The 12,665-nt window shown below is 73.5% G+C and carries 12 protein-coding genes; 6 read left to right on the forward strand and 6 right to left on the reverse strand.

Features of this window, described 5'->3' with window-relative positions; translation table 11 throughout:
• Nucleotides 1–4 precede the first annotated feature (4 nt).
• The 3 genes from ACIQUT_RS05655 to ACIQUT_RS05665 all read right to left on the reverse strand — a co-directional run bounded on the left by ACIQUT_RS05655 (nucleotide 5) and on the right by ACIQUT_RS05665 (nucleotide 4,996).
• A complete protein-coding gene (locus tag ACIQUT_RS05655) occupies nucleotides 5–3,145 on the reverse strand; it encodes an efflux RND transporter permease subunit (protein WP_403559805.1) in 3,141 nt (1,046 codons plus the stop codon).
• 237 nt (nucleotides 3,146–3,382) lie between these two features.
• Nucleotides 3,383–4,114 carry a response regulator gene (locus ACIQUT_RS05660; RefSeq protein ID WP_403559807.1) on the reverse strand — a complete coding sequence of 244 codons (732 nt, stop codon included), beginning with the start codon at nucleotides 4,112–4,114 and terminating at the stop codon, nucleotides 3,383–3,385.
• 48 nt (nucleotides 4,115–4,162) lie between these two features.
• The gene (locus ACIQUT_RS05665) at nucleotides 4,163–4,996 is read right to left on the reverse strand and encodes an adenosylcobinamide-GDP ribazoletransferase (RefSeq protein WP_403559809.1); all 834 of its coding nucleotides are present in this window, start codon (nucleotides 4,994–4,996) and stop codon (nucleotides 4,163–4,165) included.
• Between the two features lie 114 nt (nucleotides 4,997–5,110).
• Between ACIQUT_RS05665 and ACIQUT_RS05670 the strand changes: the two genes are divergently transcribed.
• Entirely contained in the window at nucleotides 5,111–5,884 is a 774-nt protein-coding gene (locus tag ACIQUT_RS05670; protein ID WP_403559811.1) for a hypothetical protein, read from the forward strand.
• Nucleotides 5,885–5,929: 45 nt separating this feature from the next.
• Here ACIQUT_RS05670 and ACIQUT_RS05675 read toward each other — a convergent pair whose 3' ends face one another.
• Both ACIQUT_RS05675 and ACIQUT_RS05680 read right to left on the reverse strand, forming a co-directional pair.
• A complete protein-coding gene (locus ACIQUT_RS05675; RefSeq protein WP_403559813.1) occupies nucleotides 5,930–6,208 on the reverse strand; it encodes a hypothetical protein in 279 nt (92 codons plus the stop codon).
• Nucleotides 6,209–6,221: 13 nt separating this feature from the next.
• On the reverse strand, nucleotides 6,222–7,016 hold the full coding sequence (locus ACIQUT_RS05680) for a PspA/IM30 family protein (protein ID WP_403559814.1): 795 nt from the start codon (nucleotides 7,014–7,016) through the stop codon (nucleotides 6,222–6,224).
• A 304-nt stretch (nucleotides 7,017–7,320) separates the two neighbouring features.
• On the opposite strand from ACIQUT_RS05680, the gene ACIQUT_RS05685 reads away from it, so the two are divergent.
• From ACIQUT_RS05685 to ACIQUT_RS05695, 3 genes are all read left to right on the forward strand, one after another.
• Complete coding sequence (locus ACIQUT_RS05685) at nucleotides 7,321–7,929, forward strand: DUF3043 domain-containing protein (RefSeq protein WP_403559816.1); 609 nt, start codon at nucleotides 7,321–7,323, stop codon at nucleotides 7,927–7,929.
• A gap of 101 nt (nucleotides 7,930–8,030) precedes the next feature.
• Complete coding sequence (locus ACIQUT_RS05690; protein ID WP_403559818.1) at nucleotides 8,031–8,738, forward strand: class I SAM-dependent methyltransferase; 708 nt, start codon at nucleotides 8,031–8,033, stop codon at nucleotides 8,736–8,738.
• Between the two features lie 328 nt (nucleotides 8,739–9,066).
• A complete protein-coding gene (locus ACIQUT_RS05695; protein WP_403559819.1) occupies nucleotides 9,067–9,510 on the forward strand; it encodes a nuclear transport factor 2 family protein in 444 nt (147 codons plus the stop codon).
• A 208-nt stretch (nucleotides 9,511–9,718) separates the two neighbouring features.
• Here ACIQUT_RS05695 and ACIQUT_RS05700 read toward each other — a convergent pair whose 3' ends face one another.
• A complete protein-coding gene (locus tag ACIQUT_RS05700) occupies nucleotides 9,719–9,931 on the reverse strand; it encodes a hypothetical protein (protein ID WP_179172899.1) in 213 nt (70 codons plus the stop codon).
• Nucleotides 9,932–10,024: 93 nt separating this feature from the next.
• On the opposite strand from ACIQUT_RS05700, the gene ACIQUT_RS05705 reads away from it, so the two are divergent.
• Both ACIQUT_RS05705 and cobT read left to right on the forward strand, forming a co-directional pair.
• Entirely contained in the window at nucleotides 10,025–11,239 is a 1,215-nt protein-coding gene (locus tag ACIQUT_RS05705; protein WP_403559822.1) for a bifunctional adenosylcobinamide kinase/adenosylcobinamide-phosphate guanylyltransferase, read from the forward strand.
• A gap of 175 nt (nucleotides 11,240–11,414) precedes the next feature.
• Nucleotides 11,415–12,479, forward strand: coding sequence for a nicotinate-nucleotide--dimethylbenzimidazole phosphoribosyltransferase (gene cobT / locus ACIQUT_RS05710; protein WP_403559823.1), 1,065 nt, complete (start codon nucleotides 11,415–11,417; stop codon nucleotides 12,477–12,479).
• Nucleotides 12,480–12,665: the final 186 nt, after the last annotated feature.

Here is a 12,665-nt window from a genome sequence, read left to right on the forward strand (position 1 = left end):
TCGGTCAGACCCCCGCCGGGGTCTGCTCGTCGGCCTCGGCCTGCTGCGGGGCCGGGGCCGGGACGGCCTCACGGCGGGCCGCGCGCTTGGCGCGGCGGCGCTCCTTGCGCAGCTCGATCATCGTGTACAGGGTCGGCACGAGCAGCAGCGTCAGCAGGGTCGAGGAGACCAGGCCGCCGATCACGACGACCGCCAGCGGCTGCGAGATGAACCCGCCCTCGCCGGTGACGCCGAGCGCCATCGGGAGCAGCGCGAAGATCGTCGCCAGGGCCGTCATGAGGATCGGCCGCAGGCGGTGCCGGCCGCCCTCGACGACGGCTTCGATGACGCCCATGCCCTGGGCCCGGTACTGGTTGACCAGGTCGATCAGGACGATCGCGTTGGTGACGACGATGCCGATGAGCATCAGCATGCCGATCATCGCGGGGACGCCCATCGGGGTCCCGGTGGCCAGCAGCAGGCCCAGGGCGCCGGTCGCCGCGAACGGGATCGAGACGAGCAGGATCAGCGGCTGGATCAGCGACCGGAAGGTGGCCACCAGCAGCATGAACACGATCGCGATGGCCGCGAGCATGGCCAGGCCGAGCTGGGCGAAGGCCTCGCCCTGGTCCTCGGAGACGCCGCCGATGGTGGCGGTGGCGCCCTCGGGCAGCTTCAGCGCGCTGATCTTCGTCTGGAGCTCGGCGCCGATGGCGCCGGTGTTGTCGCCGACGGGCTTGGCGGTGACGGTCGCGGCGCGGGCGCCGTCGATGCGGGTCATCGACACCGGGCCGGGCACGACCTTGACCTCGGCGATGTCGCCGAGCCGGGCCGGGCCGACCGGGAGCGCCTGCAGCTGGGCCAGGGTGGTGGCCGGCTGCGCGGACTTGATGACGATGTCCCGCTCGGTGTTGTCCAGGACGGCCTTGCCGGCCGGGGTGCCGCGTACGGCCTGGGCGACGAGCCCGCCGAGCGCGGCCTGGTTCAGGCCGGCCTCGGCGGTCTTCGGGGTGGCGGTCACCGAGATGCGGGGCACGGACTGGGAGAGGTCGCTCTGGACGTCGGTGACGTCGTCGAGGGTGGCCATCTCGGCCCGGACCTGCTCGGCGGCCTTGGCGAGGACGCCGGCGTCGCCCGCCTTGACGACGACGCTGAGGTTCTGGCTGCCGAAGCCGCCGCCCGCGGATATGCCGGTGTCGCCGATGCCGTCGAGCTTGCCGAGGGCCTCCTCGATGCGCTTCTTGACGGCTTCGCTGTCGCCGGCGTCGTCCAGCACGACCTGGTAGGTGGCCTGGTTGGAGCCGGTGCCGCCGCCGAAGGCGGCCAGGAAGCCGGAGGAGCCGACGGTGACCTGGTAGTCCTTGACGCCCTTGACCCCGGTCAGGGCCTTCTCCACCGTGCGGCTCGCCGCGTCGGCGGCGGCCAGCGAGGCGCCGGCGGGGAGCTGCTGCTTGACGGTCAGGACGGCCTGCTCGCCCTGGTCGAAGAAGTTCGTCTTCAGCAGGGGGGTCATGCCGAGGGTGCCGACGAACAGCACGGCGGCCAGTACGAGGGTGGTCGCCCGGCGGCGGGTGACCACGCCGAGGGCCCGGACGTAGCCGCGCTGCATGCGGCTCTTCGCCTCCTTCTCCTCGGCCTCGCGGCGCGCCTTCTCGGCGCTCTCGGCGTCCCCGGCGGTGATGCCCTTCGGGGCCCGCAGGAACCAGTACGAGAGCACCGGCACGACCGTGAGGGACACCAGCAGCGAGGCCAGCAGGGCCGCGGCGACGGTGAGGGAGAACGGTCCGAAGAACTCGCCGACCATGCCGCCGACGAAGCCGATCGGCAGGAAGACGGCCACGGTGGTGAGCGTCGAGGAGGTGACCGCGCCGGAGACCTCCTTGACGGCGGTGAGGATGGCGGCCTCGCGCTCCTCGCCGTAGCCGAGGTGGCGCTTGATGTTCTCCAGGACCACGATCGAGTCGTCGACGACGCGGCCGATCGCGATGGTGAGGGCGCCCAGGGTCAGCATGTTGAGCGACAGGTCCTCGACCCACAGCACGATCAGCGCGAGGACGACGGACAGCGGGATGGAGACCGCGGTGACCAGCGTCGAGCGCAGCGAGGCGAGGAAGACCAGGATCACGATCACCGCGAAGAGCAGGCCGAGCATGCCCTCGGTGGTGAGGCTGGAGATGGACTTGGCGACCGGCGGGCCCTGGTCGGCGACGACGGTGAGCTCGGCGCCGGAGCCGAGCGCGGTGCGCAGCTCGGGCAGCTTGTCCTTGACCGTGTCCGAGATGGCGACGGCGCTGCCGTCCTTGTCCATGGTCAGGGCGAGGGAGAGGCTGGGCTTGCCGTTGGTGCGGGTGACCGAGACGGGCTTGGCGGCCTCCTGCTTGACGGCGGCCACGTCGCCGAGGCGGACGGCCTTCTTGCCGGGGCCGGGGCTCAGGCGGAGGTCCTCCAGCTGGGCGAGGGAGGTGTAGCCGGCGCCGACGCGGACGGTCCGGTTCTTGCCCTCCTCGTCGAAGGAGCCGGCGGGGACGGCCGCGCCGCCCGCCTGGAGGCCCTCGGCGAGGGCGGCGCCGTCGAGGCCGGCCGCGGCGAGCTTCGCGTCGTCCGGGGTGACGGTGACCTGGAGCTCCTGGGCGCCGTCGACGGTGACCCGGCCGACGCCCTTGATGTCCTCCAGGACGGGGACGACGGTGCGGTTCAGCTGGTCGGCGAGGGCCTGCTGGTCCTTGTCGGAGGTGACGGCGAGGACGACGGTGGGGATGTCGTCGGTGGAGCCGGCGATGACCTGCGGGTCGACCTCGGCGGGCAGCCGGACGCGGGCCCGGTTCACGGCCTGCTGGACGTCGGCGACGAGCTGCTTGGTGCTGCTGTCGCCGTAGTCGAACGTCGCCATGATCAGGGCATTGCCCTCGCTGGCGGTGGACGTGATGCCGGTGATGCCGTCCACGCCCTTGAGGTTGGCCTCGATCGGCTCGATGACCTGCTTCTCCACCACGTCGGGGGAAGCGCCCTGGTACGGGGCGAGCACGGAGACCATCGGAAGTTCGATGGACGGCAGCAGCTGCTGTTTGAGCTGCGGGATGGCCATGGCGCCGAAGAGCAGCGCGGTGATCGAGACGAGGCCGATCAGCGCTCTTTGGGCCAGGCTGAAGCGGGACAGCCAGGACATGGGCGTCGGTATCTCTCTGCAGTCGGTCTGGGCAGGGCCGGCCGAGAGGGCCGCGACAGCCGCGGCCGGCACCCAAGCCTCGCCCATGCCGGGAGGCCGATGCGTCGCCCCCAGGTCCCGTCCTTATCCGTGGCATACCGCGTCTGTAGTAGACCCGCCGGTACGAAGGAGTAGACCCGCCGGTACGAAGGTGTACGCCGGGCCGGGCCGGCCCGGTTTCGACGGCGGGTCGGCGCGCTACTCGGAGCGCGGCCGGACCAGCCCCGACTCGTAGGCGATGACGACGAGTTGGGCCCGGTCGCGGGCGCCGAGCTTGGCCATGGCCCGGTTCACGTGCGTTTTGACGGTGAGCGGGCTGACCTGGAGCAGCCCGGCGATCTGGTCGTTGGACAGGCCCCCGGCGACCTGGACGAGGACCTCGCGCTCCCGGCCGGTCAGCGCGGCGAGCCGGTCGGCGTCCTCCGCGGCCGGCCCGGCGGTGCCGGAGGAGCCGCCGCCCTGGGCGAGGAAGGTGGCGATGAGCCCCTTGGTGGCGGCCGGGGACAGCAGGGCCTCGCCGGCGGCGGCGACCCGGATGGCGTTGAGCAGCTCCTCGGGCTCGGCGCCCTTGCCGAGGAAGCCGGAGGCGCCGGCCCGCAGCGCGGCGGCCACGTACTCGTCGACCTCGAAGGTCGTCAGCATGACCACCCGGACCGCGGCGAGCGACGGGTCCTGGCCGATCGTGCGCGTGGCGGCGAGGCCGTCGGTGCCGGGCATCCGGATGTCCATGAGGACCACGTCGGGCAGGGTCCGCCGGGTGAGCTCGACGGCCTGCGCCCCGTCGCAGGCCTCGCCCACGACCTCCATGTCGGGCTCGGAGTCGACGAGCACCTTGAAGGCGCTGCGGAGCAGGGCCTGGTCGTCGGCGAGCAGCACCCTGATGGGCGTCGGCGTCTCTTCCGCGGCGATGGGCGTCGGCGTCTCTTCCACGGCCCGACCCTACGTGTCCCGGGCGGCCCGCCGGGCACCCGGGGCCGCTCAGCCCAGGGCGAGGACGATCAGCGCGGCGGCCGCGGAGGCCTCGGCCAGGGCGCCGAAGACGTCCCCCGTGACCCCGCCGAAGCGGCGCACGCAGCGGCGCAGCAGCAGCTCGGCCGCCGCCAGGGCCACCAGGACCGCGGCCGCCTGCCGGGCCGCGGCGAGCGGGCCCAGCGGCAGGGCGGCGGCCGCGGCCAGGACGGTGACGGCGGCGGCCGCCACCGCGGCCGCGGTCCGCGGGACCACCCCGGCGACCGCCGCGCCCAGCCCTTCGAGGCGGGCCGGCGGTACGCCGTCCCGGGAGGCCAGCGTCATGGCGAGCCGGGCGGTGACGGCCGCCACGACGGCGGCGGACGCGCCGCGGACCCAGCCGTCGGCGTAGGCGTCGGCCAGCGCCCCCACCTGGATCAGCAGCAGCAGGAGCAGGGCGACCACGCCGAAGGGGCCGATGTCGGACCGCTTCATGATGCGCAGGGCCTCGGCGGCCGGTTTGGCGCAGCCCAGCCCGTCGGCGGTGTCGGCGAGGCCGTCCAGGTGCAGGCCCCGGGTCAGGGCGGCCGGTACGGCCACGGTGACGGCGGCGGCCAGCAGCGGGCCCCCGCCGAGCAGCAGCAGGAGGGTGCCCGCGGCGGCGGCGAGCACGCCGACGACGAGTCCGGCGAGCGGCGCACAGGACATGCCGGTGCGGGCCGCGGGCCGGTCCCAGCGGGTGATGCGGGCGGGCAGCACGGTGAGCGTGCCGAAGGCGAAGCGGATCCCGTCGGGCAGCGAGGCCCGCTCCGCGGGCGGGACCAGGCGCGAGGGCGGGGGCTGGTCGTCGTACGTATCTGTCATCGGCGCGAACGCTACCTGTTCACCCGCCCCGGTAAATTTCCCGATACGGGGCAAACGGGACGCTGTCACGACGAAGCCGTCACAACGAAGCGGCCACAGCGAGGAGCCGGCGGTATGGGTCACTGGTGGTATCGGAACATCGTCGAGCCGGGGAAGCTCCCGCTGCTCCTCGCCCTGCTGTCGTTCGTGACGTCGTTCCTGGTCACCCGCGTCATCACCCGCCTGATCCGGGCCGGCCGGGGCCCGTTCAGGAACGTCACGCCGGGCGGCCTGCACGTCCACCACGTGGTGCCCGGGGTGGTCCTCGTGATCATCGGCGGGTTCGGCGCCGTCGCCAGCGGCGCGCACGGTGTCGGCTCGCTGATCTCCGCGGTGCTCTTCGGGCTGGGCGCGGGCCTGGTCCTGGACGAGTTCGCGCTGATCCTGCACCTCGACGACGTCTATTGGAGCGAGCAGGGCCGCAAGAGCGTCGAGATCGTGGTGCTGACGGCCGCGCTGGTGGCGCTGGTGCTGGGCGGGTTCCTGCCGTTCGGGGTCAACGACCTGACGGCGGACGAGCGGCAGAACCGCGGCCTGGTGGCGATGAACACCGCCCTGAACTTCTTCCTGGCCCTGGTCGCCCTGTGGAAGGGCAAGGCGCGGACCGCGCTCTTCGGGGTCGTCATCCCGTTCGTGGCGCTGATCGGCGCGATCCGGCTGGCCCGGCCGGGCTCCCCGTACGCGAAGCGCTTCTACGCGAACCGGCCGCAGGCCCGCGCCAAGGCGGGCCTGCGGGCCTTCCACCACGACCGGCGGTGGGCGGCCAAGCGCCGCCGGTTCGAGAACTTCATCGGGGGCACCCCCGACCCGGAGCGGACGGCGGCCCCGAAGGAACCGCCGCCGCACTGACCCCGTGCCGCCGTCGGCCCGGGACGAGCCCGGGCCAAGCCGCCGTCAGCCCGGGATGAGCCCGTCGTCGCTCAGCATCTCCCGGACCTCGGCGAGCGAGGCGTCGGGCGCGGGCAGGATCAGCTCGGACGGCTCCAGCGCGTCGTCGGGCAGCGGCACGCCGAGCCGCCGTACGGCGGCGAGCAGCGCGTGCAGCGTGCGCCGGAAGCCCGCCTCGTCGCCGCCCTCCATCTCCTGGAGCAGCTCGTCGTCCAGCGCGTTGAGCTCGGCGAAGTGGCTGTCGGCCACCGTCACCTGGCCTTCCCCCATGATGCGGACAATCATGACGGGCCCCGTCCTACTGCTTGTCGAAGCGGTGCTGGTTCTGCGGCTGCTGGGCGTTGCCGGGGGCGCCGCCCTCGATGGCCTGCTGCTGCGCGGACGGGCCGCCGGCCAGCTCGGCCTTCATCCGCTGGAGCTCCAGCTCCACGTCCGTACCGCCCGAGAGGCGGTCGAGCTCGGCCTGGATGTCGTCCTTGGCGCCGAGGCCGCTCTGGTCGTCGAGGGCGCCGGAGGCCAGCAGCTCGTCGATCGCGCCCGCGCGGGCCTGCAGCTGGGCGGTCTTGTCCTCAGCCCGCTGGATGGCCACGCCGACGTCGCTCATCTCCTCGGAGATGCCGGAGAACGACTCGGCGATCCGGGTCTGCGCCTGGGCGGCGGTGTAGGTGGCCTTGATGGTCTCCTTCTTCGTGCGGAAGGCGTCCACCTTGGCCTGGAGGCGCTGCGCGGCCAGGGTCAGCTTCTCCTCCTCGCCCTGCAGCGTCTCGTGCTGCACCTGCAGGTCGCTGACCTGCTGCTGGAGCGAGGCACGGCGGGACAGCGCCTCGCGCGCCAGGTCCTCGCGGCCGAGCGCCAGCGCCTTGCGGCCCTGGTCCTCCAGCTTCGCGGACTGGGTCTGCAGCTGGTTGAGCTGCAGCTCCAGGCGCTTGCGCGAGGTGGCGACGTCCGCGACGCCGCGGCGCACCTTCTGCAGCAGCTCCAGCTGCTTCTGGTACGAGTAGTCGAGGGTCTCGCGCGGGTCCTCGGCCCGGTCAAGGGCCTTGTTCGCCTTCGCGCGGAAGATCATCCCCATACGCTTCATGACACCGCTCATGGGCTTCGCGCGCCCCCTTCTGACGGACTTCGCTCCAGGTCACCAACGCTTGCGGTCCCCGGTTTCCCGAGTGACCGCCAACAGAACCCACAGTACGGGCCCTGTCTCCATTACCGCACTGTTCGTGAACGGATGCGCTCCTCCTCCAGGACGACTGTGCACCCGCCTCTGTCAGGCGCAAGGAGGAGACGGTTCCCCGACCCCACCCCGACGCCCTGCCACGAACCCTGCACAGGTTCCAGACGCCCGCCGTTGCCGGATCGTTCCCCGACGGGGTGGGGTACCGGTGCGCAACCACGTAGGCTTGGGTTTTGTGTTTGGTAGCCGCTCCTCCAAGGAAGAGAAGGCCGCAGCCACCGACAAGGTGAGCGCCGACCTCTCGAAGCCCCGTGACCCGCAGGCCCCCAAGGGCCGCCCGACGCCGAAGCGCGCCGTGGCCCAGTCGCAGCGCAAGGCTGCGGTGGTCTCCACCGGCGACCGCAAGGAGGACGCCAAGCGCGCCCGTGAGCGGCGCCGCGTCGAGCTGGCCAAGCAGCGCGAGGCGCTCGCCAGCGGTGACGAGCGCTACCTGCCGGCCCGCGACAAGGGCCCGGTGCGCCGCTTCGTCCGCGACTTCGTCGACTCCCGCTTCTCCGTCGCCGAGATGTTCCTGCCGCTGGCCGTGGTCATCCTCGTGCTGAGCATGATCCGGCAGCCGCAGATCCAGAACGCGGCCCTGCTGCTCTGGCTCGCCGTGATCGCCCTGATCATCCTCGACTCGGTCGCTCTGGCCTTCCGCCTGCGCAAGGCCCTGAACGAGCGCTTCGCCGACCAGCCGCGCCGCGGCGCCGTCGCGTACGGCCTGATGCGAACCCTCCAGATGCGCCGCCTGCGCCTGCCGAAGCCGCAGGTCAAGCGCGGGGAACGGCCCTGAGCGCAGACAGGCCCGGGGGGACGGGGGACGGATTCGCACAGGGCGCCAGGCTGTGGCTCGAAGGCCTGGGCGGTCTGCGCAACGCCGTCCGCCAAGAACTCGTGGGCCGGCAGGTCGATGAGCAGATCGCGCAGCGCTTCCCGGTCGGGCAGCGGCTGCGCGTCCTCGACGTGGGCATGGGCCAGGGCACCCAGGCGCTGCGGCTCGCCCGCGCCGGGCACCGGGTGACCGGGCTGGAGCAGGACCCGGGGATGCTGGCCGTGGCCCGCGCGGCGCTGGAGGCCGAGCCTCCCGGCATCCAGGACCGGGTCGAGCTGCTGGAGGGGGACGGGCGCGAGACCGGCGCCCACTTCACCCCGGGCAGCTTCGACATCGTGCTCTGCCACGGCGTACTGATGTACGTGTCCGAGCCGGACGGGATGCTGGCCGGGCTGGCCCGGATGCTCGCCCCGGGCGGGCTGCTGTCCCTGCTGGTGCGCAACGGCGACGCGCTCGCGATGCGGCCCGGGCTGGACGGCAACTGGCAGGGCGCGCTGGCCGCGTTCGAATCCGTCGACTACACGAACCGCCTGGGCCTTGAGGTACGGGCCGACCGGCTCTCCGACCTCACGGCCACGCTGTCCGGGATCGGCGCACCGCTGCACACCTGGTACGGCGTACGCGTCTTCACCGACGGCACCGAGGCCGGCGAGACCCTCCCCCCGGACGAGGACCTGGAGCGGCTCCTGGCCGCCGAGGACCGCGCCGGGCGGACCGACCCCTACCGCAGCGTGGCGGCCCTGCTGCACCTGTGCGGCGTCCGCGGCTGACCGTTCCCGGAGACAGAGGACGGTCGTCCTGGGCGACCTCGGCGCGGTCGAAGCCGCTGCCGGGCAGCCGGAGGCCGCCGCCGGGCCGGGGGGGCGGTGGTCAGCTCGCCCGCGTGTTGAACCCGGCGATCAAACCCGGCAGCTCGGCCGGCGATTCCCCCCGGAACGCCGGCAGCGTACGTGGGCCCGGACTGGCTCTGTTCACAGGCATACGCCGGCTCGATCGGCCGTATGACCCCCGAGGTAATCGACCGCTCCGCCCTCCACCGGCAGGATCAAGCACATCGACGCATCCCGTCGGGATCCGGCCGCAGTCACGAGGAGCGCCATGGCCATCAAGCCCCCCGCCATCACCACCGCGGGTTCCGTAGCCGAGGCCACCCGGGCCGTGGTGCAAGAGTTCCTTGCCGCCCGACTCGCCGGCGACACCGGGCGGCTCACCGCGCTCTTCGCGGACAAGGTCGACTGGCTGCTCGCCGAGAACCCCACCGTCCCGTGGATCCATCCGCGCTCCACCGCCGCCGAATGCGCCGGCCAGTTCACAGAGCTGATGGAACACACCGTGCCCGAGGACGCGCGCGCCTCCGTCGACACCTTCCTCGTCGACGGCACTGACGCCGTCCTGATGGGACACCTGTCGGGGACCGTACGCGCCACGGGAAAATCCTTCGAGGGCCCCTTCGCGCTGCGCCTCACCGTCGAGAACGGCCGGATCACCCGGCACCACCTCTACGAGAACAGCCTGTCGATAGCCGATGCCTGCGCCCCGTGAGGGCGGGGCCGGCGGATCTCGAAGGTTCGACAGAGAAGCCCGGCAGTCACCAGCAGCGCAGCCGCATCACAGAACTCGATCCAGAACCCCACCTCGTGCACGAAGCCACCGGACGCACGAAAACGCCTCCTCCCGGCCTGCTTGAGAGGCCGAGAGGAGGCGAGGCAAGCGCCCCCGTCGCGCTGCGGGGCGTGCGCGCCGGGCCGGGTCAGGCGTCCAGTGCCTCGCGCAGGCTCATCGCGTACAGCTCGGTGCCGCTGTCGTCGGACAGCTTCACCCGCTCGGTTCCGCCCTCCAGCAGTTCCTTCCAGTACTCACCGATCCAGGACTCCGCGTCGCCCTGCGTGGTGAACTCCTCCGGGGTGACCGCAGGGGTCGTCTCGCTGCCGTCGGCCGTCTCGAACCGCCACGTCCACGCCATGTCCGCCTCCGTTGCTCGTCCGCTGCTCGCCTTGAGTCTGCCCGCAGATTAGCCGGGCGCGCACCACTCCCGGCGACGCGGGAGGATCTTCTTGTGGAACTCACTCTGCTCGGCACCGGAACACCCGAAGGACTGCCCCGCCCCGGCTGTCCCTGCGCGGCCTGCGCGGTCTCCGTCGGCCCCCGGGCGCGCGCCGCGACGTCCCTGCTCGTCGACGGGGCCCTGCTGCTCGACCTGACCCCCGGGGCGGTCCTGGCCGGGGCCCGCGCCGGGCACTCGCTGGCCGGCGTACGGCAGGTCCTGCTGACCCACCCGCACGACGGGCCCTCGGTGGAGCTGCCGCCCGGGCTGCCCGCGGCCGTACGGGTCCCCGACGGGCGTGAGCTCGCGGTGATCAGCGGCCACCGGGTGCGGGCGGTGCCGATGGACGCGCCGGGCACCGGGTACGAGGTGACCGGCCCGGACGGCAGCCGGCTGCTGTACCTGCCGCCGGGCGCGGCGCCGGCCGGACAGGAGCCGGGCGGGCCCGGGTTCCCGCAGCGCCCGTACGACATGGTCCTCGCGGACGTGCTCGGCCGGCCGGAGGCGCTGGCCCGGCTCCGGGCCACGGGCGCGGCCGGGCCCACCACGGACGTGATCGCCGTGCACCTGGACCACGACACCCCGCCGGGGCGCGAGCTGGAGCGGCGGTGCGCGGCGGCCGGGGCGCGCGCGGTCCCGGACGGGACGACGGTGACGGTGGGCGAGTACCACGCGGTGCCGGACCTGCCGCGCCGGACGCTCGTGCTGGGTGGCGCCCGCTCGGGGAAGTCCCTGGAGGCGGAGCGGCGGCTGGCGGGCTTCCCGGAGGTCGTGTACGTGGCCACCTCCGGGACGCGCGAGGGCGACCCGGAGTGGGCGGTGCGGGTCGGGCTGCACCGGGATCGGCGGCCCGGCAGCTGGCGGACGGTGGAGACCTGCGAGCTGGCGCCGCTGCTCGCGGAGGGCGGGCCGCCGCTGCTGATCGACTGCCTGGCGCTGTGGCTGACGGACGCCATGGACCGGGTCGGCGCCTGGGACGACGCCGTCTGGGCGGGCCGGGGCCGCAAGGAGCTGCAGGAGCGGATGGCGGAGCTGGTGGCGGCCCTGCGGGCGACCCGCCGCACGGTGGTGGCCGTCAGCAACGAGGTCGGCTCGGGCATCGTCCCCGCGACGGCTTCGGGGCGCCGCTTCCGCGACGAACTCGGGCGGCTGAACAGCGCGGTGGCCGCCGAGTGCGAACACGTACTGCTGGTGGTCGCCGGCCAGGCCCTGGTCCTCAAGGAATGACCCCGGGCCCGCGATGCCCGGGCGAACCGGAACAGCCCCGAGGACGCGAACGGGGCCGCCTGGGCCGGACCGGAAACCGGGCTCGGACCGGGCCGCGAACCGGGCTGCGAACCGGGCCGCGGGGAGGTCTGGAGCGGGGCTTGGGGAGGGCCTTACCGGCTGTACGCTCTGGCAGATGACCACCCTGAATCTCGACGACTTCTCCGATCTGATCGAGCGCCCCGACGGCGGCGTCCGCCGCGATGCCGAGGAGCGCCGTGCGCGGCTGGCCGTGCCGGCCGGGGCGCTGGGGCGGCTCGACGAGCTCGCCGAGTGGCTGGCCGCCGCGCAGGGGCGGGTTCCGGTCAAGCCGATCGAGCGGCCCCGGGTCGTGCTGTTCGCCGCCGACCACGGGATCGCCACCGCCGGGGTCTCCGCGCGGGCCGCCGGCAGCGCGCACGAGCTGGTGCGCTCCGTGCTGGACGGGACCGGCCCCGTCTCGATCCTCGCCGGGCGGTTCGGGGCCTCGGTGCGGATCGTGGACGCCGGACTGGACTGCGAGCCCGGCCTGCTGCCCGAGGACGTGGTCCGGCACCGCGTGCGTCGCGGCAGCGGCCGGATCGACACCGGGGACGCCCTCACCCGCGAGGAGGCCGAGGAGGCGATCCGGCTCGGCATGCGGATCGCCGACGAGGAGGCCGACTCCGGCACCGACCTCGTCGTCCTCGGGGACCTGAGCGTCGGCGGCACCACCGTCGCCGCCGTGCTCGTCGCCGCCCTGTGCGGCACCGACGCCTCGGTGGTCACCGGGCGCGGCGGGCAGCCCATCGACGACCTGACCTGGATGCGCAAGTGCGCGGCGATCCGGGACGCGCTGCGCCGGGCCCGCCCGGTCCTCGGCGACCAGGTGGCCCTGCTCGCGGCGGTCGGCGGGGCGGACGTCGCCGCGATCACCGGCTTCCTGCTGCAGTGCGCGGTGCGCCGTACGCCGGTCATCCTCGACGGGGTCGTCTCCGCGGCCTGCGGACTGGTGGCCCAGCGGGCCGCGTTCCGCTCCCCGGACTGGTGGCTGGCCGGCCAGGCGAGCGGCGAACCCGGCCAGACCAAGGCCCTGGACCGGATGGCACTCAACCCCGTGCTCTCCCACGGCGTCACCGTAGGGGAAGGAACCGGGGCTTTGCTGGCGCTTCCCCTGGTCCAGGCGGCCGCCGCACTCGCGGCGGAGCTGCCGGAGCAGGCAGAGCCGGAGCCGGAGGACTGAACCGCCGGGGAGCCGCGGCCGCAACTGGCCACGGCCCCCCGGCTCGCCCAGCCGTGGTCGGCAACGCGACCCATATGATCGCGTTTCGTGACTCCGCCCACCGCTGAAGCGGCGGGCTTCCAACCCGAGGGTTGCGGTCCAGCCCGAACCGACCCCATTACGGGGCGTGACAAGACTACTACAGGC

Origin of the sequence: Streptomyces sp. NPDC090445, from assembly GCF_044769385.1 — a bacterium.
In the GTDB taxonomy this organism is placed as follows: Bacteria; Actinomycetota; Actinomycetes; order Streptomycetales; family Streptomycetaceae; genus Streptomyces.

Excerpts from the sequence above, each read along its gene's own strand:
- ACIQUT_RS05655 (WP_403559805.1), bottom strand. The coding sequence starts at position 3,145 with ATGTCCTGGCTGTCCCGCTTCAGCCTGGCCCAAAGAGCGCTGATCGGC.
- ACIQUT_RS05665 (WP_403559809.1), bottom strand. The coding sequence starts at position 4,996 with ATGACAGATACGTACGACGACCAGCCCCCGCCCTCGCGCCTGGTCCCG.
- ACIQUT_RS05670 (WP_403559811.1), top strand. The coding sequence starts at position 5,111 with ATGGGTCACTGGTGGTATCGGAACATCGTCGAGCCGGGGAAGCTCCCG.
- ACIQUT_RS05675 (WP_403559813.1), bottom strand. The coding sequence starts at position 6,208 with ATGATTGTCCGCATCATGGGGGAAGGCCAGGTGACGGTGGCCGACAGC.
- ACIQUT_RS05680 (WP_403559814.1), bottom strand. The coding sequence starts at position 7,016 with ATGAGCGGTGTCATGAAGCGTATGGGGATGATCTTCCGCGCGAAGGCG.
- ACIQUT_RS05695 (WP_403559819.1), top strand. The coding sequence starts at position 9,067 with ATGGCCATCAAGCCCCCCGCCATCACCACCGCGGGTTCCGTAGCCGAG.
- ACIQUT_RS05700 (WP_179172899.1), bottom strand. The coding sequence starts at position 9,931 with ATGGCGTGGACGTGGCGGTTCGAGACGGCCGACGGCAGCGAGACGACC.
- cobT (WP_403559823.1), top strand. The coding sequence starts at position 11,415 with ATGACCACCCTGAATCTCGACGACTTCTCCGATCTGATCGAGCGCCCC.